The following is a 24519-nucleotide window of genomic DNA, read 5'->3' as shown; positions in this document are numbered from 1 at the left end:
ACATCTGTGCGTTCGGCCTCTTTTCGACTCGTTCGGGCGCGTTTCCTTGCAGGATGAATCGGGGCATGCCGCTATTGGGACTGAGATATAACCGTATTGACGATATGTCCGAAATAAAGGTACGTTCGAGCCTTCGAGTACGGGTGCGGGCGGCTGACATGCCCGCAGAGGGGATGGACCACGTGGACCAGCCGGCCGAGCGTCAGGTCACCGCCCCATGGGCGGTCCGCCGACCTCCCCGATCGGACGCGGAACTGAGGGAGCGTCCGGCCCGAGGGGTCCTTCCGGGCTGGATCGCCCTCCTGGCGATTCTCGCCGCTCTCTCCGGCGCCGTACTGGTCCAGGCGCGACGCGCCGCCGGGCTCCCCTCCTGGGTGCCGGGCGCGCAGGACCTCCACGACAGCGGGCCGGTCCTGGCCGACCGCGCCGCCGTGGCGCTGCTCGCCCTGTGCGGGCTGGTGCTCGTCCTCGCCTTCTTCGGCCTGATGGCCAATCCGATGGGCACCGCCCGCGTGCTCAGCCGCTGGGGCGGCTACCGGGGCACGGTCAGGCGCTCCGGACTGGTCTGGGTCAACCCGCTGCTGAAGCGGCGTCCGATCGACGTGCGGATCCGCCACTGGCGCAGCGAGCCGATCGCCGCGACCGACCGCGAGGGCTCGCCGATCACCGCCGAGCTGATGCTGGTCTGGCAGGTCAAGGACACCGCGCGGGCCCGGTTCGCCGTCGACGACCACGGCAAGCACCTCGCCGCGAGCGCCGAGTCCGTCTTCTGCCGGATCGCCTCGACGCTGCCCTGCGACAACTTCGTCACCCCCGGCCCCTCGCTCCGCGACGGCCAGTGGCTCGGCGGCGAGCTCACCCGGCTCCTCGGCGCCGAGATGGCCCCGGTCGGCGTGGCGGTCTACTCCGTCCAGGCCGTCAACCTCGGCTACCGCGCCGACTTCGCCGACGGCATGCGCCGGCGCAGGCTCGCCGAGCTGGACGCGGGCACGCGCGAGGTGATCGTGGGCGACGCGGTCGAGACGGCGGCGCTGACGCTGCGCCAGTTCGAACGCAACCAGGGGCTGACCCTCGACGCGGACTTCCGCGCCTCGCTGACCCGTGACCTGGTCACCGCCTTCCTGGCCGTCCCGGTTCCCAGCCGCGACCCCGAGGTCGCCACCGCCGGGCCCGAAGCGAAGGCCCGGACGAAGGCCGAGGAGACGACGGCCACCATCCCCGCGCCCGGGTCGGCGACGGCCGTCCCCGACGTCCTCGACGCCACCCCCTTGGACCAGTTGGAGGAGACGAGCCGCCTCCCGGTGCATCACCGCTCCGCGACGGCGCTCTCCTCCCGGACACCTGCCTCCCAGTGCAGCGCAGAACCGCAGCCTGCCGCTGAGCTCCCGTGACGCAGACCTTCATGACGCAGACCTTCGTGACGCAGTAAGCACCATCCCCGAAGAACGGAGCCCGTCCGCGATGACCGCCTTCGCCGAGCTGGACATAACCGACTGCACCTGCGCCCACTGCCGCGTCCACGGTCAGGCCCCCTCACCCGGAACGGCCGAGCCGCGCCACCACGCACGCCCGCTGGTGCGGGCCGCGGCGACGACCGCGATGCTCGCCGTCGGCGGCGGCGCCGCCCTGATGGCCGCCCCGGCGGCCAGCGCGGAGACCGCGCCCGCGAACGCCGGGTGGGACGGGCACCGCTACTGGTTCATGTCCAACGGCGAGTGGCGCTGGACCTCGCACTACGACGTCTACCTGCGTCATACCGGCAGCAGTGGCGACAGCGGCGGGGCCAGCGCGACCGACGGCGGCATACGCCAGGGCTGGGACGGTCACCGCTACTGGTTCCGCAAGAACGGCGAGTGGCGCTGGACCACGCATTACGACGTCTACCTGAAGTACGCGGGCGGAAGCGACGGCGGCACGGGCGGCGGCACCGGCGGCGGCGACGGCTCGACCCAGACCGCCGACGGCATCAAGTGGGGTTGGGACGGTCACCGCTACTGGTTCCGCAAGAACGGCGAGTGGCGCTGGACCACGCACTACGACATCTACCTGAAGTACGCCGGCAGCGCGCACCCCAGCCCCGGCCCAGGCAACCCCGGCGACCCCGGCTCGCACAAGCCCCCCACGCCGCCTCCCGGCCAGGGCGCGGGCACCCTGGAGTCGGCGATCTCCTACGCCGAGGCCCAGCTGGGCAAGCCCTACGTCTGGGGCGGCAACGGCCCCTACGGCTACGACTGCTCCGGCCTGGTCCAGCAGGCGTACTTTCGTGCGGACATCCAACTGCCGCGCGTCGCCGCTGACCAGTACCGGGCGACCACGCCGATCTCCTCGAGCGAGCTGCGCCGTGGCGACCTGATCTTCTGGTCGTACAGCGGCCGCGCGTCCGGGATCCACCACGTGGCGATCTACCTGGGCGGCGGCCGCTACATCGAGGCCCCGCACCCCGGGGCGGACGTGCGCATCTCCGTGCTGTCGACGGGCTACTACCCGACCCAGTTCGGCCGGGTCTCCTAACGGACCGCCCGGCCGTCCCACCAGGCTCATAATCTGCAATGATGCGAACAGTGGACCAGGCGCCGCCTGCGCTTCCGCGTTAACGCATCCGTAAACCGCAGAGGTGAGACTGTAGCCATGGGCAAGCAGCAGGAGTTCGTGCTCCGCACTCTCGAAGAGCGAGACATCCGGTTCGTCCGGCTCTGGTTCACCGACGTCCTCGGGTTTCTCAAGTCTGTCGCGGTCGCACCGGCCGAACTGGACCAGGCCTTCGAGGAGGGCATCGGCTTCGACGGGTCCGCGATCGAGGGCTTCGCCCGGGTCTACGAGTCGGACATGCTGGCCAAGCCGGACCCGGCGACCTTCCAGATACTGCCGTGGCGGTCGGAGGCGCCGGGGACGGCCCGCATGTTCTGCGACATTCTGATGCCGGACGGCTCGCCGTCCTTCGCGGACCCGCGCTACGTCCTCAAGCGGACCCTGGAGAAGGCGTCCAACCTCGGCTTCACCTTCTACACCCACCCCGAGATCGAGTTCTTCCTGCTCAACAACCTCCCGGCGGACGGCACCGCGCCGATCCCGGCGGACCACTCGGGCTACTTCGACCACACCCCGCGCGGCGTCGGCCACGACTTCCGCCGCCAGGCGATCACCATGCTCGAGTCGATGGGCATCTCGGTGGAGTTCAGCCACCACGAGGGCGCTCCCGGTCAGCAGGAGATCGACCTCCGCTACGCCGACGCGCTGTCGACGGCCGACAACATCATGACGTTCCGTCTGGTGATGAAGGAGGTCGCGCTGGAGCAGGGCGTGCACGCGACCTTCATGCCGAAGCCCTTCTCCCAGTGGCCGGGCTCGGGCATGCACACGCACCTGTCCCTCTTCGAGGGCGACCGCAACGTCTTCCACGAGGCGGGCGCGGAGTACCAGCTCTCGAAGGTCGGCCGCTCCTTCATCGCCGGCCTGCTCCGCCACGCGGCGGAGACGGCGGCGATCACCAACCAGTGGGTCAACTCGTACAAGCGCATCTGGGGCGGCTCGCAGCGGGCCGCCGGCGCGGGCGGCGAGGCTCCGTCGTACATCTGCTGGGGCCACAACAACCGCTCGGCGCTGGTGCGCGTGCCGATGTACAAGCCGGGCAAGCAGGGCTCGACGCGAGTGGAGATCCGCTCCCTGGACACGGGCTGCAACCCCTACCTGGCCTACTCGGTCCTCCTGGCGGCGGGCCTCAAGGGCATCGCCGAGGGCTACGAGCTCCCGCCCGGCGCCGACGACGACGTGTGGGCGCTCAGCTCCCTCGAGCGCCGCGCGATGGGCATCGAGCCGCTCCCGCAGAACCTGGGTGAGGCGATCGACCTCATGGAGCGCAGCGAGCTCGTCCGCGAGACGCTGGGCGAGCACGTCTTCGACTTCTTTTTGCGCAACAAGCGCCAGGAGTGGGAGGAGTACCGCTCCGAGGTCACCGCCTTCGAGCTGCGCCGGGGCCTGCCGGTGCTGTAACCGCAGGTCAGCGGGGTAGAGACAACGAGAAAGGGCCGGACGACGGTGGCGCGACAGCCACGGTCGTCCGGCCCTTTTGAGCTGAGGGGCCCGGGTGTGAGGTCGAGGCCGGTGACGGCCCCGGACGGCACGACGGATCACCGCCGGAGCCCGGCTCTCCGAGGACGGAGCGGGCGGCGGCGCGGTGCGTAGGCCGCAGCAGTGAGGTCAGAGCTTGGTCATCGCGGAGAACGGCGTGGAGATGCGTCGGTGCGTCGAGCCGAAGTCGACGATCACCGAAGCTTCGTCCTCCACCGCGACGACCCGGCCGAGGCCGTGCTTGTCATGGCTGACACGGTCCCCGACCGCGAACTGCTCGGGGGCCGGTGCGACGGCGCGGATGAACGGGCTGGACGGCAAAGTGCGGCGAGGTCCCTCAGATCTTGTCATTACAGCAAGTATGCGGGCAGCGGGCCGATGCATCACCCTCGGCCCTGGGTCAGCCTTACGAAAGCGGGCGGAATGCGCAGTTTGACCGTGCTCGGATCCTGCGGAGCCTGGCCCGAGGCCGGGCGGGCCGCGAGCGGACTGCTGTTGGACTACGACGGGTTCCGGCTGGTGCTGGACCTGGGCTACGGGACCCTGCCACGTGTGCTGCAGCACTGCGCCCCGGAGCAGATCGACGCGGTCGTCATCACCCACGAGCATCCCGACCACTGCGCGGACCTCAGCGCGCTCTGCCGGGCCCTGCTCTTCGGAGGAGGCGGCCGACGCGACGGCGGCAGCAGGGTGCCGCTGTACTGCCCGCCCGGGGTACTGACCCGGGTCCAGGCGATGGAGCCCAGTGAAGACCTGCACGAGGTCTTCGCAGCCCGTCCACTGCCCGGCGGCGGCCACCAGCTCGGCCCGTTCCGCCTGGACAGCGCGCTGCTGCCGCACCACGTCCCCCACGCCGGCATCCGCCTGGCCGCGCCCGGCCTCACCCTCGCCTACTCCGGCGACGCCGGCCCCGCCCCGGCGCTCACCGACCTCGCCTCCTCCGCCGACCTCCTCGTCGCCGGCGCCACCCTCCAGGGCGACCCGTCACCGGCCGACGCCGACCTGCTCCTGATGTCCGCCACCCAGGCCGGCACGGCCGCGACCCTCGCAGGGGCGCGGCGCCTCCTGCTCACCCACTTCTGGCCAGGCAGCGACCGCTCCCGCTCCGTCGCGGAGGCCCGCGCCTCGTTCGCGGGCAAGGTGATCGCGGCTGAGGAAGGGCTGACGCTCCCGCTCTGAGTCTCGCCCGGTCGTGGATCTTGTCGGGGTCGTGCGCCGCGTGCTTGGATGCCGCGCGTGGACGCCGACATGACGTACGAGCCGATGAGTCGACCAGCCGAGCCGACGCTCGCCTCAGCGGGGTCCCGGTTCGGGGCGTTTCTGCTCGACTCCCTGCTGATGGTCCCGCTCGTGCTGCTCGGCCTGCTGATACCGGGGACATCCATCGGGAGCTGGACGCTCGTCCTCGTCCAGAGCGGGATCGTCCTCGTCTACGGGGGGCTGATGCTCGCCGTTCGTGGTCAGACCCTGGGCATGAGGGCGCTGGGCATCCGTGTCGTCCCGCTGAACGGCGGCGAGCGGCCCACGGCCGGGCAGGCGTGGCTGCGGACCGCTGCGGCGGTGCTCCCGACGTTGCTGCCACTGAACGTGGGGGACGTCTGGTCGCTGCTCGACCCGGCCTGGCTCCTCTGGGACAAGCCGAACCGTCAGGCGCTCCACGACAAGATCGCCCGAACCGTCGTCATCGACACGCGCGCGCGGATCCTTTGAGGCCACGCCTGTCCGGGTGTTCGAACGACGTAGGGTCGGGGAGGATCGAGAGCAGGAAGCCCGGACGGCCCGCGGAGGCGAGACGCGTTGGACACCGAGCGCAGCGGTGCGCGGCGGAGTAATCCTGTCGGCAGGTTGGTGCGGCGGGGGTTCACGGATCCGGAGGCGGCGGCGCGGCGGCTCGCGGAGCCGGCGTTGGCGGCGCACGCCGCCGACAGCGTGCTGCTGGACGCGCTCGCGGCCACCGCCGATCCGGACCAGGCGCTGCACGGGCTCGCCTCGCTCGTCGAGGCCTGCCGCGACGACGCGGAGCGGCACAAGCTGCTGGACACGCTCACCACCGCCAAGCCGCTGCGCGACCGCCTGCTCGGTGTGCTGGGCGCCAGCGCCGCTCTGGGGGAGCACCTGGCCCGGCATCCGCACGACTGGCACGAGCTGGTCACCTTCGAGCTGCACGACATCCACCCCGGCCCCGAGGAGTTCGTCCGCCGCCTCTACCGGCACATCTGGGAGGAGAACGACGACGTCGCCCGCGCCGACGCGCTCCGTTCCGGCTACCGCCGACTGCTGCTGACGGTCGCCGCCCGCGACCTCACCGGTACCGCGGACCTCGGCCAGGCCGCCGCCGAACTCGCCGACCTCGCCGGAGCGACGCTCCAGGCCGCGCTCGACATCGCCGCCGAGGAGGATCCGGCCGCCGCCCGCGCCTGCCGGCTCGCGGTGATCGCGATGGGCAAGTGCGGTGGCCGGGAGCTGAACTACATCTCGGACGTCGACGTCGTCTTCGTCGCCGAGCCCAGGACCGACGGGGACGTCGACGCGCTCCAGGCCGCCACCCGCCTCGCCGCCCGCATGATGCGGCTCTGCTCCGACAGCACCCGCGAGGGCAGCATCTGGCAGGTCGACGCCAACCTGCGCCCGGAGGGCAAGAACGGACCACTGGTCCGCACCCTCGCCAGCCACCTCGCCTACTACCAGCGCTGGGCCAAGACCTGGGAGTTCCAGGCCCTGCTCAAGGCCCGTCCGGTCGCCGGCGACGCCGCCCTCGGGCAGCAGTACCTCGCGGCGGTCAGTCCCATGGTCTGGCAGGCGTCGCAGCGCGAGAACTTCGTGCAGGACGTGCAGCAGATGCGCCGCCGGGTCATCGAGGCGATCCCCGCCGCCGAGGTCGAACGCGAGCTCAAGCTCGGCCCCGGCGGACTGCGCGACGTGGAGTTCTCCGTCCAACTGCTCCAGCTCGTCCACGGCCGCACCGACGAGAACCTGCGCAGCGCCACCACGCTCACCGCACTCGCGGACCTCTCCGCCGGGGGCTACGTGGGCCGCGCCGACGCCGCCGCGCTGGACAGCGCCTACCGCTTCCTGCGGACGCTCGAACACCGCATCCAGCTGTTCCAGCTGCGCCGCACCCACCTCGTCCCGACCGCCGAACAGGACCTGCGCCGGCTGGGCCGCTCGCTCGGCCTGCGCGCCGACCCCGTCGCCGAGCTGCTCGCGGAGTGGAAGCGGCACGGCCGCGAGGTCCGCCGCCTGCACGAGAAGCTCTTCTACCGCCCGCTGCTCGACGCCGTCGCCCACCTGGACCTGGAGGAGGCCGGCCTCACGAGCCGCTTCGGGGGTGCTGAGAGCGGGAGCGCGCTCAGCGTGGGGGCGGCCCAGGCGCGCCTCGCCGCGCTCGGCTACCGCGAGCCGGTCGGCGCCTTCCGCCACCTCCAGTCGCTCGCCACCGGCGTCAGCCGCCGTGCGGCGCTGCAGCGGACGCTGCTGCCGGTGATGCTCGGCTGGTTCGCGGACTCCGCCGACCCGGACGCAGGACTGCTGAGCTTCCGCAAGGTCTCCGACAGTCTCGGCTCCACCCCCTGGTACCTGCGGCTGCTGCGCGACGAGGGCGCGGCCGCCCAGAACCTGGCCCGGATCCTCTCCTCCGGACGCCTCGCCCCCGATCTCCTGCTGCGCGCGCCCGAGGCCGTCGCGCTGCTCGGCGACACGGACGGGCTGGACCCCCGCTCACCGCAGGTCCTGGACCGCGAGGTCGCCTCCGCCGTGGGACGCGCGGACGACGCGGCGGCGGCCGTCGCCGCCGCCCGGTCGGTGCGGCGGCGTGAGCTCTTCCGGACAGCTGCTGCCGACGTGTTGGGCCGTTTGGGTGACACCCCCGCCGCCGGGGTCGAGGCCGCGGGCCTCGCGCTCACCGGCCTGAACCGCGCCACGCTCAGCGGCGCGCTCGCGGCGTGCGTCGCGGCGGCGGAAGCGAGCACGGGCGAGCCGCTGCCGACCCGGCTCGCGGTCATCGCGATGGGCCGTTTCGGCGGCCACGAGCTCGGCTACGGCTCGGACGCGGACGTGATGTTCGTCCACGACCCCCTCCCCGGCGCGGACGAGACCAAGGCCAGCAACGCCGCCCGGCAGGTCTTCGAGGAGCTCCGCAGGCTGCTCCAGCTGCCCTCGACGGAGCCCCCGCTGCTGATCGACGCGGACCTGCGCCCGGAGGGCCGTCAGGGCGCGCTGGTGCGCACGATCGGCTCCTACGCGGCCTACTACCGGCGCTGGTCGCACACCTGGGAAAGCCAGGCGCTGCTGCGGGCCAAGCCCGTCGCGGGGGACCGGGCGCTGGGGGAGGAGTTCCTGGCGCTGATCGACCCGCTGCGCTACCCGGAGACCGGCCTGGACGAGGCCGAGCTGCGGGAGATCCGGCGGATCAAGGCCCGCGTCGAGAGCGAGCGCATGCCGCGCGGCGCTGACCCCACCACCCACACCAAGCTGGGCCGTGGCGGCCTGGCGGACGTGGAGTGGACGGTCCAGCTGCTGCAGCTCCAGGCCGGGCACGCCGTGCCCGGCCTGCGCACGACCCGCACGCTGCGGGCGCTGGGCGCGGCGGTGGACGCACAGCTGCTCGGCCGCGACGAGGCGGATGCCCTGAGCGCGGCTTGGGTGCAGGCGACCCGGGTCCGCAACGCGGTCATGCTGGTGCGCGGCCGCGCCGGGGACAGTTTCCCCGCGGAGCCGCGGGAATTGGCGGGTGTGGCGCGCTACCTCGGCTACGGCGAGGGCCACGCGGGCGAGATGGTCGACGACTACCGTCGCACGGCGCGGCTGGCGCGGGATGTGATGGAACGGATCGTTTTCGGCGAACGGTGAGTTGCACTTCCTCAGGGGCGCGAGGAACTGCGCGACAAGCCGCCGATGTGGTGGGTCCCCGAACGCACAGAGCCATCCGCCCGGGGTGGTTCCTCGCGCACGCAGTTGATCAAGCAGAGCCTCGCGCCCCTAACGGGACGCGCCGACAGGCTCGGGCTTGGGCTCGGGAACCAGCGCGGGTACCGGCGCCGCTTTCGGGAAGCTGTAGGGCCAGCGTCGGTAAACGAGGCGGGAGGTCGTCAGACCTACCGCCGTGCACAGCGCGCCGGCGATCGCGTCCATGAAGAAGTGATTGGCCGTCGCGACGATCACCACCACCGTCGAGAGCGGGTACAGCACGCCCAACACGCGTACCCAGCGCCGTTTCGCCAGGAAGAAGATCGTCACGCCGCACCAGAGCGACCAGCCGATATGCATCGACGGCATCGCCGCGAACTGGTTGGAGACGTGCGCCATGTCCCCGGAGGCCATCGACCCCCAGGTGTGATGCTTCGCCACCGTGTCGATGAATCCGCCGTCGAGCATCAGCCTTGGTGGTGCCAGCGGATAGAAGTAGTACCCGAACAGTGCGAAGCCAGTTGTCACGAAAAGTGACAGTCGTGCCGCCGCATATCGCCCCGAATGGCCTCGGAACAACCACACCAGGACGGCGATCGTCACGATGAAGTGCAACGTCGCGTAGTCGTAGTTCAGTCCAGTGATCAACCATGCAACCGAGTCGAACGCATGGTTGACGGAACGCTCCACAGCGATGTGCAGCGTCTGTTCGAGTGCCCAGATGTCGTGAGCATTGTGCTGCGCCCGCGCCTCCATCTCGGGAACCGCGTTACGCACCATCGAGTAGATCCAGTAGCTCACGGCGATCAGCAGCAGCTCGATCCACAAGCGGGGGCGTCCCGGCGAACGGAAGTGCCCACGCATGGAACGCATCAAGTGGCCCATGGGCTCCCTGGTGCTGGTGCGTGCTTCCGTTGCCTTCCCCATGGGTGAGTAGTCTGCCATGCGGCCTGGGGTCTCCTGATCACCCTCTGGTCGGGGATTCCACGAGCGAAATACCCCTCAGGTCCTAGTGGACCAAAAACCACGGGCCGCCGCCTGGCGAGGGCGACGGCCGCGGATCGTCACGTTCCGTTATTTCCAGCTGTCGTTCAGGGTCACGCTGCCCGAGGCCCCCGTGGTGCAGCTGCGATTGGTGCCCGACTCCCAGGTGATGTTCCCTGCCGAGTCCTTGACGATGTACTTGTACTCGAAGTACGTGTTCGGGCTGATGCTGATGGTCTTCGTCCAAACGGGGTAATTTGCAGAAGAGAGCAAGATCGCGTTGTTCGGGTTCCAGAATCCGAGACCGTCGATACTGCCGACCACGTAGACGTTCTGACCGGGAGTCGTGGTCTTCGACTCGTCGAAGCTCACTCCCACGGGGCTGGTGGGCGTTGCCCCCCAGGTATTGCTGAGCGTGGCGCCACTGGTACCTGTGGTGGCCGCGTGGTTCGCGCCGGACTCCCACGTGATGGTGCCGTCCGGGTCCTTCTTGATGAACTTGTAGGCGAAGGAGGTGTCGGCGGGCAGCGCGACCGAGGCGGACCAGGTCGGGTAGGTGCTGGACGAGAGCGGAACCGCGTTCGCGGTGTTCCAGCTGCCGAGGGCGGGGATCGAGCCGACGAGGTAGACGTTCTGGCCGAGCCAGGTGGTCGCTGACTCGTTGAAAGTTTCACTGACGGTGCCGCTGGAGCCGTTGTAAGCGTCCGTCAGCGATGCGGTGCTGCCCGAGCCGGTGGTGGCGGAGTGGTTCGAGCCGGGCTCCCAGGTGACGTTCCCCGCGGAGTCCTTCTCGATGTACTTGTACTGCACTGCCGTGGACTGCGGCAGCGTGACGGTGGTCGTCCAGGTCGAGCCGGACTGCGTCATCGGGACGGCTGCGGCCGGCGCCCAGTTGCCCAGGCCGCTGACGGATCCGACCAGGTACATGGGCGCGCTGGTCGGCGCGCCGCTGACGGTGAACGTCTCCGCGATGCTCCCCGCAGGGGCACTGGCAGACGCGGAGGCAGGCGCGGAGGCAGACGCGGAGGCAGACGCCGAGGCGGATGCGGAGGCGGATGCAGATGCAGAAGGCGAAGCGGTCGAGATCGCGTACAGCGCCACCGCGTCCTTCGCCGCGACCGACACGGTCGCGGCGCCGCTCGCGTCGACGGTGACCGTCGGGCCGGAGCACGAGGCCGTCGCCGCCGTGTAGTCGCCGTGGATGACGTCGCAGTAGGTGCCTGCGGCCAGGCCGGTCTGGAAGGTCCTGGTCTGCGTCGAGCTCTCGTTGTTGATCGCGATCCACGCCTTGCTGCCGCGCGAGAAGGCGATCAGGTTCGAGCCGTCGTCGTACCAGTTGGCCACCGACGCGCCCTGCGCGGCGTTGTGCCACCCGACCATGTTCGCCACGCCCTGCACGCGGTCGGTGCAGGACCAGGCGGTGCCCGAGCAGTCCGTCGCCGTGACGTAGCCGTTCGAGTCGGCCGGCGGGGAGTCGTCGCTGCTGTTCCAGGCGAAGCCGGAGTAGACCTGCGGGGTGCCGTAGCCCCAGGCCAGTTCGAACTCGGTGGCCAGGTCGAAGGCGGCGCCGTTCTTGTAGCTGAGCGTCGAGCCGGCCCGTTCGGTGTCGTGGTTGGTCACCATGACTGTGGACTTCGCGCTCGGCTCCAGGCCCCAACTGCTCCCGAAGGTCTTCAGGTTGGCGATGCTGCCGTTGAACTGGTTCTTCAGGTCGTAGGCGTAGCTGAACTCGATGACGCTGCCGTTGCCCTCGAAGGCCGAGGGCGCCAGGTTGCCGCTGCTCCCCGGGTAGACCTCCTGCGAGACGTAGGGCGCGCCTCCCCAGGTCGTGCTGTTCAGTCGGGAGAGGATGTTGGCGAAGTCCGCCTGGGCGATGTGCTTGGCGGCGTCCACCCGGAAGCCGTCGACGCCGTAGCCGAGCAGCTTGTTCAGGTAGCCGGCCTCCTTGCTGCGGACGTCGTCGGTCTCGGTGTAGAGGTCCTCCAGCGAGAGCAGGTCGCACTCCTGGACCTGGGTCTGGTTGTTCCAGTCGTTGATGGACATGTTCGAGTTGGGGCAGTTGGCCGGGGACGTGTGGAAGTCGGCCGAGGTGTAGGGGATCTGGCTGTAGCTCATCGGCGACTCGGAGAAGGCGTCGCCGCCGTAGGAGTCGGTGCTGGTCTGGTTGGATCCGGCCATGTGGTTGAGGACCACGTCCGCGTAGACCTTGACGCCCGCGTTGTGGCAGGCCGTCACCATGGACTGGAACTGTGCCTCGGTTCCCATCCGGCTGTTCAGGTCGTAGCCGACCGGCTGGTAGATCTCCCACCAGGGGTGGGCGCCGGAGAGTCTGATCGAGTCCTCGGGCGGGGCCACCTGGACGGCGCCGTAGCCCTTCGGTCCGAGCACGTTCGTGCACTCCGAGGCCACGGAGGACCAGTTCCACATGAACATGTTCGCGATCACATCGCCGCCGTTGGCGGCGCTCGCATGAGCGGTGCCGCCGGTCAGGGCGAGCGGCACGACGGTGCCTGCGGCCAGCAGCGCCCCGGACGCCAACAGCGTCCGGATTCGGCCGGTTTGACGGGGCATCGGTTTCTCCGAGTGGGGAGAGGGTGGGTGGGGGATGGCGTTGGCGACGAGACTCCTCGCTGCGGTTCCTGAGCGTCAAGACATCCGTGGAAATATTTTCTGCATCTTGCTGAAACATCTTGCGGCCATCTGTCGTCGTCAGTAAGTTCTGGCTCGCCCGAGCAGAGCCGTCCCAGGGGAGTGAACGCGTGGCCATCAATCGGTCCAGATGGAGAAGCCTGCTGGTGACAGCGGCGCTGCTGAGCCCCGCTGTCGCGGGTGCCTCGGGGGCTTCAGGCGCGCAGGCGGCGCCGCTGCCCGCGGCGCCCTCGGACGCCGCGCTGGCCGCGACGCCGACCCGGCACGGGCTGAGCAAGGAGCAGTTCTACTTCCTGCTGCCCGACCGCTTCGCCAACGGCGACACCGGCAACGACACCGGCGGCATCACCGGCTCCCGGCTGGCAACCGGCTACGACCCGACCGACTCGGGCTTCTACCACGGCGGAGATCTCGCCGGGATCATCGACAAGCTCTCCTACATCAAGAAGCTCGGCACCACCGCCATCTGGATGGCGCCGATCTTCAAGAACAAGCCCGTCCAGGGCACGGGGAGCAACGTCTCGGCCGGTTACCACGGCTACTGGATCACCGACTTCACCCAGGTCGACCCGCACTTCGGCACCAACGCCCAGCTCAAGGAGCTGATCCGGAAGGCCCACGCGATGGGCATGAAGGTCTTCTTCGACGTCATCACCAACCACACCGCCGACGTCATCGACTACGCGGAGAAGACCTACGACTACCGCTCCATCGGCGCCTACCCGACCCTGGACGCCAGCGGTCGGCCCGTGGACACCACCGCGATCGCCGACGCCAACGCGGCCAACGGCACCGCGAACTACCCGAAGCTGACGAAGAACTCCTTCCCCTACACCCCCGTCTTCAACACGCCGGCCGGCGCCACCGTCAAGAGTCCGGCCTGGCTCAACGACGTGACGCTCTATCACAATCGGGGCAACACCACCTTCGTCGGCGAGAACGCCACCGAGGGCGACTTCTTCGGCCTGGACGACCTGGACACCCAGAACCCGCGCGTGGTCACCGGCTTCGAGAAGATCTACGAGAACTGGGTCAAGCAGGACAACGTCGACGGGTTCCGCATCGACACCGTCAAGAACGTCAACATGGCGTTCTGGCAGCAGTGGGCCCCGGCGCTGAAGAAGTTCGCCGAGCAGCAGGGCAACAAGAAGTTCTTCCTCTTCGGCGAGGTCTACGACGCGAACACCACCGTCAACTCCTCCTACGTCACCAAAGGCAAGCTCGACGCGGCCCTCGGCTTCCCGTTCCAGAACGCGGCCCGGCTCTACGCCTCCCAGGGCGCCTCGGCCCAGGTGCTCGCCGCGCTCTACGCGGACGACTACAAGTACGCCTCCGCGAGCAGCGACGCCTACGAGCAGCCGACCTTCCTCGGCAACCACGACATGGGCCGGATCGGCTCCTTCCTGAAGACCGACAACCCCGGCGCGAGCGATGCCGAGCTGCTGAAGAAGGACGACCTCGCGCAGCAGCTGCTCTTCCTGACGCGTGGCCAGCCCGTCGTCTACTACGGCGACGAGCAGGGCTTCACCGGCCCCGGCGGTGACAAGTCGGCGCGGCAGGACATGTTCGCCTCGAAGACCGCCGAGTACAACGCCGACGTCGTGATCGGCGGCAGCAGCGGTTCCGCCGACCGCTACTCCACCACCGTGCCCGTCTTCACGACGATCTCTCAGCTCGCCGCGCTGCGTGCGGCCAACCCGGCCCTCGCGAACGGCGCGCAGATCGAGCGCTACGCCGCGAACGGGCCCGGCGTCTACGCCTTCTCCAGGATCGACGCGAAGCAGCAGGTCGAGTACCTGGTCGCGGTCAACAACGCGACCACCGACCAGACCGTCGCCGTGCCGACCTACTCCGCAGGGGCAGCCTTCACCCGGATATACAACACCCCGCTCTACGGCACCGGCCAGACCCACGCCGTCACCGGCACGGACAGCAAGCTGACGCTGACGGTTCCGGCCGAGTCCGCCGTCGTCTACAAGGCCGACGCCCGCCTCGCCGCGCCGAGCGTCGTTCCCGCGCTGACGCTGACCGCACCCGCCGACGGCTCCTCCGGCACTGCCACCGTGAAGGCGGACGTGACCGGCGGCGGCTTCAACCGCGTCGTGGTCGCCGCCTCCGTCGGCACCGGCGCGTGGAAGGTGCTCGGCAGCGCCGACCACGCCCCCTACGCCGTCACCCAGGACCTCGGCGCGATCCTGGCCGGAACGACCGTCCGCTACAAGGCCGTCGTCGTCGACAACAGCGGCCGCACCGCCGACGCGAGCGGCAGCACGCTCGTCGGCGCCGCGCCCGTGACGCCCAAGCCGACCGCAGTCTCGCGCGGCTACGCCGTCGTCCACTACCACCGCGCCGACGGCAACTACGCCGGCTGGAACCTCTACGCCTGGGGCGACCTCGCCGACGGCGAGGGCACCACCTGGCCCGCCGGGCACCCCTTCATCGGCCGGGACGCCTTCGGCGCCTTCGCCTACGTGAAGTTGAAGCAGGGCGCGAGCAACGTCGGCTTCATCATCGAGAACAACGGCACCAAGGACACCGCCGCCGACCGCTCCATCGATATCTCGCAGACCGGCGAGGTCTGGGTCAACTCCGGCGACACCACCACCTACACCAGCAACCCCGGTGCGGCGAACCCCGTCCCGGCCGGCACGGCGGTCATCCACTACCACCGCGCCGACGGCAACTACGCCGGCTGGGGCCTGCACGACTGGACCGGCGCGGCCAACCCGACCAGCTGGACCTCCCCGCTGCAGCCCTCCGGCACCGACGCCTTCGGCGACGTCTTCACCGTGCCGCTGGCGGCCGGGGCCACCTCGCTCAGCTACATCCTGCACAACGGCGACACCAAGGACCTGCCCGACGACCAGTCCCTGGTCTTCGGCCAGAGCGGCCACGAGATCTGGATCCTCAACGCGACCCCCGGCTACCTGCTGCCCGAGGCTTCCGCGTCCGCGGCCGACCTCGACCTGACCAAGGCGAAGGCCCAGTTCGTCGACGGCAGCACCGTCGCCGTCCCGGTCACCTGGGGTTTCGGAGCGACGGTTCCGGCAGGTTCCTCCGCCGAGCTGGTCTACTCGCCGACCGGCGCGATCGCCGTCAAGAACGGCGACACCACCGACCCCGGCTACTGGCTCCGCTTGCTCCCGGTCAGCAGCGGCCTGTCGGCGGCTCAACTCGCGAGGCACCCCGAGCTGAAGGGGTACGCCGCCTTCACCGTCGACCCGCGCGACCTCTCCCGCGTCAAGCTCGCGCTGCGCTCGCAGCTCGTCATGACCGAGCGCGAGGCGAACGGCGCGCTGCTCGCCGCGACCGGCGTCCAACTGCCCGGTGCGCTGGACGCGCTCTACGGCGCGGCCGCCGCGAAGGCGAAGCTCGGCCCCGTCTACGGCAAGGACGGCACCCCGACGCTCTCGGTCTGGGCCCCGACCGCGCAGCAGGTCTCCCTGGAGCTCTTCGACTCCGCGAAGGCGACCACTCCGAAGCTGTTCCCGATGCGACGTCAGGACAGCAGCGGCGTCTGGTCGGTGACCGGCGTGCCCGACTGGATCGGGAGGTTCTACCGCTACCGGGTCACCGTCTGGGCCCCGAGCGTCCAGAAGCTCGTCAGCAACGAGGTGACCGACCCCTACTCGGTCGCCCTCTCCACCGACGCCAGGCTCAGCGAGGTCGTCGACCTGTCCGCCGCCACGCTGGCGCCGAGCGGCTGGGCGACCGACCGCTCACCGAAGGCGATCACCTCCGCACAGCAGGAGATCCAGGAACTGCACGTCCGCGACTTCTCCGTCGCCGACGCCACCGTCCCGGCGAATCGGCGCGGCACCTACCTCGCCTTCACCGACCTCACCTCGGCGGGAATGAGGCACCTCGCCGAACTCGCCCGGCACGGCCTGACCACCGTCCACCTGCTGCCCGCCTTCGACTTCGCCTCGGTCCCTGACGCGAAGAGCGAGCAGACCACCCCCGCCTGCAATCTCGCTTCGTACGCGGCCGACTCCGACCAGCAGCAGGCCTGCATCGCCAAGCAGGCGGCCACCGACGCCTACAACTGGGGTTACGACCCCCGGCACTTCAACGTCCCGGCCGGCTCCTACGCCACCGACCCCAACGGCACGGCCCGCACCGTCCAGTTCCGCGCCATGGTCGCGGCGTTGCACAGGATCGGGCTGCGCGTGGTCATGGACGTGGTCTACAACCACACCGCGGCCTCCGGCCAGGCGGCCGCCGGCGTGTTGGACCGGATCGTCCCCGGCTACTACCAGCGGCTCTCCGCCGACGGCGCGGTGACGACCGACTCCTGCTGCGCGGACACCGCGCCTGAGCACAGCATGATGAACAAGCTCGTCGTCGACTCCACCCGCCTCTGGGCCACCCAGTACCACGTGGACGGCTTCCGCTTCGACCTGATGGGCCTGGATCCCAAGGCCACCATGCTCGACGTCCAGGCGGGCCTCGCCCACACCGGCCGGGCCGAGTTCCTCTACGGCGAGGGCTGGAACTTCGGCACCGTCGCGAACAACTCCCGTTTCGTGCAGGCCACCCAGGCCAACATGGCCGGTACCGGGATCGCCACCTTCAACGACCGGCTGCGCGACGCGGTGCGCGGCGGCGGCCCCTTCGACACCGACCCGCACCTGCAGGGCTTCGCCTCCGGCCTGTTCACCGCGCCGAACGGCGACAGCGTCAACGGCACGGCGGCGCAGCAGAAGGCGAAGCTGCTCGCTGAAATGGACCAGATCAAGGTGGGCCTGACCGGCAACCTCGCCCGCTACTCCTTCACCGACAGCGCGGGGAGGACCGTCACCGGATCGGAGATCGACTACAACGGCGCGCCGGCCGGCTACACCGCCGCCCCCGGGGAGGCCATCACCTACGTGGACGCCCACGACAACCTGGACCTCTACGACGCCCTCGCCTACAAGCTGCCGACCGGCACCTCCATGGCCGACCGGACCCGGGTGCAGGCGCTCGCCCTGGCCACCACCGCGCTCTCGCAGGGCCCTGGCTTCTCGGTGGCCGGCAGCGACCTGCTGCGCAGCAAGTCGCTCGACGGCAACTCCTACGACAGCGGCGACTGGTTCAACGCGATCCAGTGGCAGTGCGCGAACGGCAACGGCTTCGGCCGGGGCCTGCCGACGGCCGCGTCCAACTTCGGCTTCTGGCCCTACGCCAAGCCGCTGCTGGCGGACCCGGCCCTGGTCCCGAACTGCCAGGCGCAGCACGACACCAGCGCCCTCTACCAGCAGTTCCTGCGGATCAAGGCGTCCACGCCGCTCTTCTCGCTGAACACGGCCGCCGCCGTCCAGCAGCGGTTGAGCTACCCGCTCTCCGGCACGGCCGGCGAGATCCCCGGCGTCATCACGCTCCACCTGGACGGAGCCGGCCTGCCCGGCTGGAAGTCCGTCACGGTCGTCTTCAACGCGGCCCCGACCGCGCAGACCCAGACCCTCACCGGCCTGATCGGCACGAGCCAGCGGCTCCACCCCGTCCAGGCCGACGGCACCGACGCGGTCGTCAAGGCCGCGTCCTTCGACCCCGCCACCGGCGCCTTCACCATCCCCGCGAGGACCGTGGCGGTCTACGTCCAGCAGTGAGCGTCGTAGAACCATCCCGAGGGGCGGCCATTCCGGCCGCCCCTCGGGTCTTTCACGCTACTCGCTCGCCAGCGAGGCCAGCTCCGCGTCGACCGCGCGCTGGTGCTCGTCGGCGTCCTCGCGGGCCTTCTTCGGGCTCCAGCGGCCTGCCATCACGAAGACGAACGGCAGGAAGAGCACCTGCCCGCCGACGCAGACCCACCACCACACCTGCCAGTTGTGCGGGTTGTGCTTCTGCGCGTCGACGACCTGGGGGCCGTACTTCTGCAGGAACAGGATGTCCTTCTGCTCCGCCTGCACGGTCTGCAGGCCGGGCAGTCCGACCTCCTGGACCGCCTGCGCGGCGAGGGCCGGCGGGATCGCGGTCGGAGCGAACTGGGCCAGTTGGTCGAAGAGCGGCTTGTGCTGCGCGACGACGGCCAGCGCTGGGGCCGCCCGGGTGGCGGCCGCCGAGACCGCCGCGCCGTTCTCGACCAGCGGCGTCACCGAGGTGACGACCACCGGCAGGAACGCCGCCGAGACCGCGACCACGATCCGGATGATCCAGCCCCAGACGGCCAGACCCGTCGCGGTGGCGGCGGGGTTGTGCCGCTCGACGGTCTCGGTGAAGCTCGCCATCCACGGCGCGTAGGTGAGGCCGGTGAGCACCCCGATGCCGACGAAGAGCCACGCGAAGGTGTAGTAGCCGGTGGCCGCCTGGGTCGCGCGCAGCGCGAAGAGCACCGTCACCACGATGCTGCCCACCCCGCCCACGAGCATGAACGGCTTGCGCACCTTGAGCCGGTCCGAGATCAGCCCGGCGATCAGCAGCGCGACGGCGTTGCTGATCCAGTACCAGTTGGCCAACGCGTTGACGCGCTGCTCGCTGTAGCCGAAGGTGGTCGCGAAGTAGACGACGAAGTTGCCCACCGCTGCGAAGTAGAGCAGCAGGAAGACGCTGATGGCGAAGGCGGAGCCGATGACGTCGAGCTTCATCATCTGCCGCCAGTGGCCGCGCAGCGCGGCGTCCGGGTCCAGCCCCTTGGCGCGGGCCTCGACCAGCGCGCGGTCCCGCAGCGAGACCATGACCTGGTCCCTGATCCGGGGGGCCAGCTCGCGCAGACCGAAGAGCGAGACGAGGAAGACCAGCAGCGTCGCGATGCCCGCGTAGCGCAGCTCGTCCTGCCAGGTGGCGCTGCCCGCGCCGGTGCCGAGCGTGTGCGAGGTGACCTCGGTGACGACGAGGCTGCCGAGGACCGGTCCCATGGTCCAGTAGCCCATCGCCGTGGCCCGGCCGAGCTGCGGCGAGAAGTCGCGGATCAGCGCCGGGGTGGCCACCAGCACGATGCCCTCGACGAAGCCGACGAGCGCGAAGAGGACGAGGTAGGTCGTCTTGTCGGGGGCGTTGGGCAGGCCGAAGCAGACGAGCAGGCCGGTGACCAGCAGCCCGTAGACGACCAGGTTCGCCCGGCCCCAGCGGTCGGCGAGGCCCGCGACGAGGGAGGCGAAGGCGCCGACGGCGTTGCCGATGACGCTGATCCACACGAAGTAGCGGTAACTCATGTGGAAGTTGGTGATGATCGAGGTCGCGACGGCGTACTGGATGTAGAGCGCGTAGTAGAGCACGACCGTGGTCAGCACGACGATGCCGAGGTAGGCGTAGCGTCGGGCGGAGTCGGGGTAGTGCGCGAGGTCGCGTCTCCAAAGGCGCTGGAGCACGAACGGGGCAGGTGCGGTGGTGGTGGCCATGAGCCCTCCCAGGGCGGCAGCCGGAGCGTGCCAGGAGGGTAGTACCGACCAGTCAGTATGGCCTAGAGGTCTGCACGTACCAATGTGACCCAGAGCACAGGTCGCCCACGCATCAGTCGGCCTGACGCTCGGTCGGCCTGACGCTCAGTCAGCAGGGCGGCTCGCCAGATGCGCGAACACCACCACGTTGCCCAGATAGCCCTGCCCGCGCCGGTAGCCCCCGCCGCAGGTGATCAGACGCAGCGCGGCGAGCGGGGTCGGACCGTAGACGAGCTTGTCGGGGAAGGCGTCCTTGGTGAAGACCTGGACCCGGTCGACGACGAAGACCGCGGTCCGGTGGTCGGCGCGCAGCACGTCGACGGTGGCTCCCTGTTGCAGCGAGCCGAGCGCGTAGAAGACCGCCGGGCCGTGCGCGTTGTCGACGTGGCCCGCGACGATGGCCGGCCCGGCACTGCCGGGCGCCGTGCCGCCGGCGTACCAGCCGGCCAGGTTGCGCTGCTCCTCCGGCGGCGGCCTGAGTGTGCCGGCGCGGTCGAGGGAGAGGGCGGTGAGCGGCGCGTCCACGCCGATGGAGGGGATGCGCACGCGCAGCGGCTTCGAGGCCGGCAGCGGGGGAGCGGGACGGTCCTGATCCGCGTACCAGTAGACGCCGTCGCCTGCGGTGGCGGCGCTCGCGTCGGGCTGCGGCGGCGCGCCGCCGACGCCGCGCCCGGCGATCACCAGGCCCAGCACCAGCGCGCCGCGGGCAACCATGCGTCGCGCGCTACTCCCCATCCACGGCCCCTGTCCTCGCTGCTCGCTACTCTTCGCCGCGCCGACGCCGGCTCAGGTACAGCGCGCCGCCGCCGAGACCGGCCAGGCCGAGGCCGAGGGCGACCTGCACGCCGCTGCCAGGGTCGAAGCTGCCGCCGACGCCGGTGTGCACCGGCCCGTGCGGACGCCGGTCGTCGTGGCCGCGGTCCTTGCCGCGGATCTCCAGGGTGGCGCTGAAGGTGGACAGCGAGGTGTTGCCCTCCTGGCAGGCGCCGGAGACGTTGTAGTCGCCCGGCTTGATGTCCCTGCTGACCGTGGCCGCCCCGGAGAAGAAGCCCGGCTGGCCCGGCGTCGGGTGCAGGTGCACGGAGGTCACGAAGGCCATCGAGGACACGGAGGTCGGGTTCGGCGTGCCGAAGAAGGCCGAGCTGCAGTTGACGATCAGTCCCACCGTCGCGCCGGGCCGCACGCTCGACGGGTTGAGGGCGATGTCGGCTCCGTTAACCCCGCTCGCCGCCGCGCCCGGCGCGAGCGCGAGCAGCGGCCCGAAGGTCAGCGCGAGGGCCGCAGCGCATGCGGCGGCGGCCGTGGGGGTCTTTGCCGTGGCGGTTCTGGGCGCTATGGCGCGCATCCGGCACCTCCGTGCGTCGGGTGCGGACCTCGGGCGCCGGGCCCGGGTACGGGGGACACACCGCGACTGTCTCGGCAGGAAGTGTCACCGTGCGTGTGCGTCTTGTAGCGTTCCGGTCATATAATTAATCCGAAAGAAGCAGTGGTGATGGGCGGTGGCGGTCCGCTTTACTTTCGATCATGACTTCCCTTGATCACGCCGACATCGTCCGGCAGACCGCCGATCTCGTTGCCGAGCACTACGTCTTTCCCGAGCTCGGCGACAAGATCGCCACGCAGCTCCGGGCCGCTCTGGCCGAAGGACGCTACGACGCCGCGGGCGACGCCGAGACCCTCGGCCGTCTGGTCACCGAGGACCTGCAGTCCGCCAACGACGACCGGCACCTGCGGCTGGCCTTCCATGAGACGCCGGTCCCCACGGGCAAGGACGCCGCCGCCGAGCAGCTGATGGTGACCCGCGCCGCGGACTCCTGCGCCGGCGTGCCCCGCTTCGAGCTGCTGGACGGCGCCGTCGCGCTCGTCGAGCTGGCCCCGCTGCTGTTCCCGCTGCGCTTCTCGGCGGACTCGCTCACCTCGGTCCTGACGCTCGCCGCGCAGGCTCGTGCGCTCATCGTCGACCTGCGCGCCAACCGTGGCGGCGACCCCTACACGGTCCAGTTCATCTGCAGCTACCTCTTCGACGAGCCGACCCACATCAACACCCAGTACTGGCGCGAGGCAGACGCGGAGGAGCAGGCCTGGACCCTGCCCTTCGTGCCGGGCCGCCGGTTCGGGGCGGAGAAGCCGGTCTACGTGCTGACCAGCGGAACCACCTTCTCCGGTGCCGAAGAGCTGACGTACGACCTGCAGCAGCTCGGCCGCGCGGTCGTCGTCGGCGAGCGCACCGGCGGCGGGGCGCACCCGCGTAACGGCTGGACCGTCCACCCGCACCTGGAGGCCACCATCCCGGTCGGGCGCGCGATCAACCCGACCAGTGGCACCAACTGGGAGGGCACCGGCGTCCAGCCGGACATCGAGGTCCCGGCGGCGGAGGCACTGGAGCGGGCCCACCGCGAGGCGCTCGCCCGTCTGGGCTGAGTCCGGGAGAACCGGCTGGTCGGAGGGAACACTCAGGGGACGGTCGGAGTTGCGCCCGGTATGAAGGCAATCGTGTACGAGCGCAGCGGTGGTTCCGACGTCCTGTCCCTGATCGACAGGCCGCTGCCCACGCCCGGCGTGGGCGAGGTGCGGGTGAAGGTGGCGTTCTCAGGCGTCAACCCGACCGACTGGAAGGCCCGTTCGGGCTCCGGCCTGGGCGCGGGGGCGCAGCAGGTGCCGAACCAGGACGGCTCCGGGGTCGTCGACGCCGTCGGCGAGGGCGTTGCCCCCGGCCGGGTCGGCGAGCGCGTCTGGATCTGGGAGGCCGCGTGGCAGCGCCCGGACGGCACGGCGCAGGAGTACGTCGTGCTCCCCGCGCGCCAGGCGGTCCCGCTGTCCGACCACGCCTCGCTGGAGCTGGGCGCGAGCCTCGGCATCCCGGCGATGACCGCGCACCGCGCGCTGACGCTGGGTGAGGGCGGCCCCGCCCAGCTCGCGCCGGGCGCGCTGGCGGGGCGGACGGTCCTGGTCGCCGGCGGAGCCGGAGCGGTCGGCAACGCGGCGATCCAGCTGGCGCGCTGGGCGGGCGCGAAGGTGATCACCACGGTGAGCAGCCCGGCGAAGGCCAAGCTGGCCGAGGCGGCCGGCGCGCACCACGTCGTCGACTACCGTGCGCAGGACGCCACGGCGGCGATCCGCGAGCCGGCACCGCAGGGCGTCGACCTGATCGTCGAGGTCGCCCCGACGGCCAACCGCGAGCTGGACCTGGCGGTCCTCGCCACCGGCGGCACGGTCGCCTTCTACGCGGACGGCAGCGGCGCGGAGGTCGCCGTCCCGGTCCGCGACTCGATGATCCGCAACCTGCGCTGGCTGGGCATTCTCGTCTACACGATCCCGGACGCGGCGAAGCGGGCGGCGGTCGCCGCGATCCAGGACGCGGTGGCGGCGGGGGCGCTCCGCGGTGGCGAGGAGGCGGGCCTGCCGTGGCACGTCCACCCGCTGGCGCGGACGGCGGAGGCGCACGACGCTGTGCAGAACGGCGCGGTGGGCAAGGTCCTGATCGAGCTTTAGCCATATTGCAATTGGATCAGTTGCACCTTCAGGGGCGCGGGGAACTGCGCGAGAAACCACCCTGCGCGGATGGCCCTGCGCGTTGAGCACCATCCGCACACCGGCGGCTTATCGCGCAGTTCCCCGCGCCCCTGGCGGTGCAACTGGCCCTCCGTCGTGACCTGTCGCGCCCACGCGGAGGAGCCGCAAATCGGCAGAGCTACGCGCCCCTGGAGGTGCAACTACAGCTGTGCGTACGCCCGCGCCACGGCGTGTTCGAGGTGCTTCGGGTCGTAGGGCCAGTCGCCCGCCGCCAGCGCCTTGTCAGCGGGGACGCCCGCGGCGCGCAGCGCGGCGCACTGGTCGGCCACCGCGCGGATGGAATCCCGCTGCGCGCGGACGAAGGACGCGTCCGTCGCGTCGCCGTGGCCGGGGACGAAGCGGGTGTCCGGGCCGGACAGGGTCAGCGCCGCGTCCAGGGTGGGGGCCCACTCGAGCGGGTAGGAGTCCGGGCCGAAGGCCGGTGCGCCGGACTGTTCCAGCAGGTCGCCCATCAGCAGCACGTCCGCGTCAGGGACGTGCAGGATCATGTCGCCGTCCGTGTGGCCGCGGCCCACCTGCCGGAGCGAGACCACGCGTCCGCCGCCGAGGTCGAGATCGTGCGCGCCGCGGACCTCGTGGTCGGGGACGTACTCCTCCAGCTCGGCGAGTTTGGCCGCCCACTCCTCGCTCTGCCCCGCCAGGTACTCCTTGAACTCGGCGGCCGCCGGGTCACGTGCCGCGCCGCGCATCGCGGCGATCATCTCGGCGCTGCCCCAGACCTGCGCCGGAGGCGTCTGCCGGGGTGCCACGAACTCGGCGTTGCCCCAGACGTGGTCGAAGTGGATGTGGGTGTTCACGACCCAGCGGACCGGCGCGGCCGAGATCTCGCGCAGGTGCTCGCGCAGTTCACGGGCCTCGGCGAGGCTGCAGCGGGTGTCGACCAGGGCGAGCCCGTCCGCGCCTGCGACGACGCTGACCGTCACGTCGCACGGTTCGTACCGCCGTTGGAAGACCCTGTCGCCGACCTCGACCCAGCTCACTG

Annotated in this window: 16 protein-coding genes; 9 read left to right on the top strand and 7 right to left on the bottom strand. The window is 70.7% G+C overall.

What is annotated here, in order from left to right; genetic code table 11:
• Positions 1-158: 158 nt before the first annotated feature.
• The 3 genes from ABIA32_RS03400 to ABIA32_RS03390 all read left to right on the top strand — a co-directional run bounded on the left by ABIA32_RS03400 (position 159) and on the right by ABIA32_RS03390 (position 3990).
• Positions 159-1391 carry an SPFH domain-containing protein gene (locus ABIA32_RS03400; protein ID WP_370092242.1) on the top strand — a complete coding sequence of 411 codons (1233 nt, stop codon included), beginning with the start codon at positions 159-161 and terminating at the stop codon, positions 1389-1391.
• Between the two features lie 70 nt (positions 1392-1461).
• Positions 1462-2511, top strand: a complete 1050-nt coding sequence (locus ABIA32_RS03395) for a C40 family peptidase (RefSeq protein ID WP_370092241.1) — start codon at positions 1462-1464, stop codon at positions 2509-2511.
• A 117-nt stretch (positions 2512-2628) separates the two neighbouring features.
• Positions 2629-3990 (top strand): glutamine synthetase family protein, encoded by a 1362-nt coding sequence (locus ABIA32_RS03390; RefSeq protein ID WP_370092240.1) that lies wholly within the window; start codon positions 2629-2631, stop codon positions 3988-3990.
• A 207-nt stretch (positions 3991-4197) separates the two neighbouring features.
• Here ABIA32_RS03390 and ABIA32_RS03385 read toward each other — a convergent pair whose 3' ends face one another.
• Complete coding sequence (locus ABIA32_RS03385; protein ID WP_370092239.1) at positions 4198-4419, bottom strand: hypothetical protein; 222 nt, start codon at positions 4417-4419, stop codon at positions 4198-4200.
• Between the two features lie 72 nt (positions 4420-4491).
• On the opposite strand from ABIA32_RS03385, the gene ABIA32_RS03380 reads away from it, so the two are divergent.
• From ABIA32_RS03380 to ABIA32_RS03370, 3 genes are all read left to right on the top strand, one after another.
• A complete protein-coding gene (locus ABIA32_RS03380; protein ID WP_370092238.1) occupies positions 4492-5247 on the top strand; it encodes an MBL fold metallo-hydrolase in 756 nt (251 codons plus the stop codon).
• A gap of 57 nt (positions 5248-5304) precedes the next feature.
• Positions 5305-5778, top strand: a complete 474-nt coding sequence (locus tag ABIA32_RS03375) for an RDD family protein (RefSeq protein ID WP_370092237.1) — start codon at positions 5305-5307, stop codon at positions 5776-5778.
• A gap of 87 nt (positions 5779-5865) precedes the next feature.
• Complete coding sequence (locus tag ABIA32_RS03370) at positions 5866-8916, top strand: bifunctional [glutamine synthetase] adenylyltransferase/[glutamine synthetase]-adenylyl-L-tyrosine phosphorylase (RefSeq protein WP_370092236.1); 3051 nt, start codon at positions 5866-5868, stop codon at positions 8914-8916.
• 129 nt (positions 8917-9045) lie between these two features.
• On the opposite strand, the gene ABIA32_RS03365 is transcribed toward ABIA32_RS03370, so the two are convergent.
• Together ABIA32_RS03365 and ABIA32_RS03360 are read right to left on the bottom strand one after the other, a co-directional pair.
• A complete protein-coding gene (locus ABIA32_RS03365; RefSeq protein ID WP_370092450.1) occupies positions 9046-9858 on the bottom strand; it encodes a phosphatase PAP2 family protein in 813 nt (270 codons plus the stop codon).
• A gap of 189 nt (positions 9859-10047) precedes the next feature.
• Positions 10048-12528 carry a carbohydrate-binding module family 20 domain-containing protein gene (locus ABIA32_RS03360; protein WP_370092235.1) on the bottom strand — a complete coding sequence of 827 codons (2481 nt, stop codon included), beginning with the start codon at positions 12526-12528 and terminating at the stop codon, positions 10048-10050.
• A 224-nt stretch (positions 12529-12752) separates the two neighbouring features.
• On the opposite strand from ABIA32_RS03360, the gene pulA reads away from it, so the two are divergent.
• Entirely contained in the window at positions 12753-18197 is a 5445-nt protein-coding gene (gene pulA, locus ABIA32_RS03355; RefSeq protein WP_370092234.1) for a pullulanase-type alpha-1,6-glucosidase, read from the top strand.
• Between the two features lie 57 nt (positions 18198-18254).
• Here the strand turns inward: pulA and ABIA32_RS03350 are convergent, their stop codons facing one another.
• From ABIA32_RS03350 to ABIA32_RS03340, 3 genes are all read right to left on the bottom strand, one after another.
• Entirely contained in the window at positions 18255-19925 is a 1671-nt protein-coding gene (locus ABIA32_RS03350; protein ID WP_370092233.1) for a nitrate/nitrite transporter, read from the bottom strand.
• 144 nt (positions 19926-20069) lie between these two features.
• On the bottom strand, positions 20070-20678 hold the full coding sequence (locus ABIA32_RS03345) for a class F sortase (RefSeq protein ID WP_370092232.1): 609 nt from the start codon (positions 20676-20678) through the stop codon (positions 20070-20072).
• A gap of 46 nt (positions 20679-20724) precedes the next feature.
• Positions 20725-21309: a hypothetical protein gene (locus tag ABIA32_RS03340; RefSeq protein ID WP_370092231.1), complete on the bottom strand. Its 585-nt coding sequence runs from the start codon at positions 21307-21309 to the stop codon at positions 20725-20727.
• Positions 21310-21488: 179 nt separating this feature from the next.
• Between ABIA32_RS03340 and ABIA32_RS03335 the strand changes: the two genes are divergently transcribed.
• Both ABIA32_RS03335 and ABIA32_RS03330 read left to right on the top strand, forming a co-directional pair.
• Positions 21489-22385: a S41 family peptidase gene (locus ABIA32_RS03335; protein WP_370092230.1), complete on the top strand. Its 897-nt coding sequence runs from the start codon at positions 21489-21491 to the stop codon at positions 22383-22385.
• Between the two features lie 60 nt (positions 22386-22445).
• Complete coding sequence (locus tag ABIA32_RS03330) at positions 22446-23456, top strand: NADPH:quinone reductase (RefSeq protein ID WP_370092229.1); 1011 nt, start codon at positions 22446-22448, stop codon at positions 23454-23456.
• Between the two features lie 221 nt (positions 23457-23677).
• On the opposite strand, the gene ABIA32_RS03325 is transcribed toward ABIA32_RS03330, so the two are convergent.
• On the bottom strand, positions 23678-24517 hold the full coding sequence (locus ABIA32_RS03325; protein WP_370092228.1) for an MBL fold metallo-hydrolase: 840 nt from the start codon (positions 24515-24517) through the stop codon (positions 23678-23680).
• Positions 24518-24519 lie beyond the last annotated feature (2 nt).

Source organism: Streptacidiphilus sp. MAP12-20 (assembly GCF_041262525.1).
Classification (GTDB): domain Bacteria; phylum Actinomycetota; class Actinomycetes; order Streptomycetales; family Streptomycetaceae; genus Streptacidiphilus.
The sequence above is the reverse complement of the archived record's forward strand: the minus strand, read 5'-3'. Positions and strand labels throughout refer to the sequence as shown.

Coding starts and splice junctions, on each gene's coding strand:
- ABIA32_RS03400 (WP_370092242.1), top strand. CDS start 159: ATGCCCGCAGAGGGGATGGACCACGTGGACCAGCCGGCCGAGCGTCAG.
- ABIA32_RS03395 (WP_370092241.1), top strand. CDS start 1,462: ATGACCGCCTTCGCCGAGCTGGACATAACCGACTGCACCTGCGCCCAC.
- ABIA32_RS03390 (WP_370092240.1), top strand. CDS start 2,629: ATGGGCAAGCAGCAGGAGTTCGTGCTCCGCACTCTCGAAGAGCGAGAC.
- ABIA32_RS03385 (WP_370092239.1), bottom strand. CDS start 4,419: ATGACAAGATCTGAGGGACCTCGCCGCACTTTGCCGTCCAGCCCGTTC.
- ABIA32_RS03380 (WP_370092238.1), top strand. CDS start 4,492: ATGCGCAGTTTGACCGTGCTCGGATCCTGCGGAGCCTGGCCCGAGGCC.
- ABIA32_RS03365 (WP_370092450.1), bottom strand. CDS start 9,858: ATGGGCCACTTGATGCGTTCCATGCGTGGGCACTTCCGTTCGCCGGGA.
- ABIA32_RS03360 (WP_370092235.1), bottom strand. CDS start 12,528: ATGCCCCGTCAAACCGGCCGAATCCGGACGCTGTTGGCGTCCGGGGCG.
- ABIA32_RS03350 (WP_370092233.1), bottom strand. CDS start 19,925: ATGGCCACCACCACCGCACCTGCCCCGTTCGTGCTCCAGCGCCTTTGG.
- ABIA32_RS03345 (WP_370092232.1), bottom strand. CDS start 20,678: ATGGTTGCCCGCGGCGCGCTGGTGCTGGGCCTGGTGATCGCCGGGCGC.
- ABIA32_RS03340 (WP_370092231.1), bottom strand. CDS start 21,309: ATGCGCGCCATAGCGCCCAGAACCGCCACGGCAAAGACCCCCACGGCC.
- ABIA32_RS03335 (WP_370092230.1), top strand. CDS start 21,489: ATGACTTCCCTTGATCACGCCGACATCGTCCGGCAGACCGCCGATCTC.
- ABIA32_RS03330 (WP_370092229.1), top strand. CDS start 22,446: ATGAAGGCAATCGTGTACGAGCGCAGCGGTGGTTCCGACGTCCTGTCC.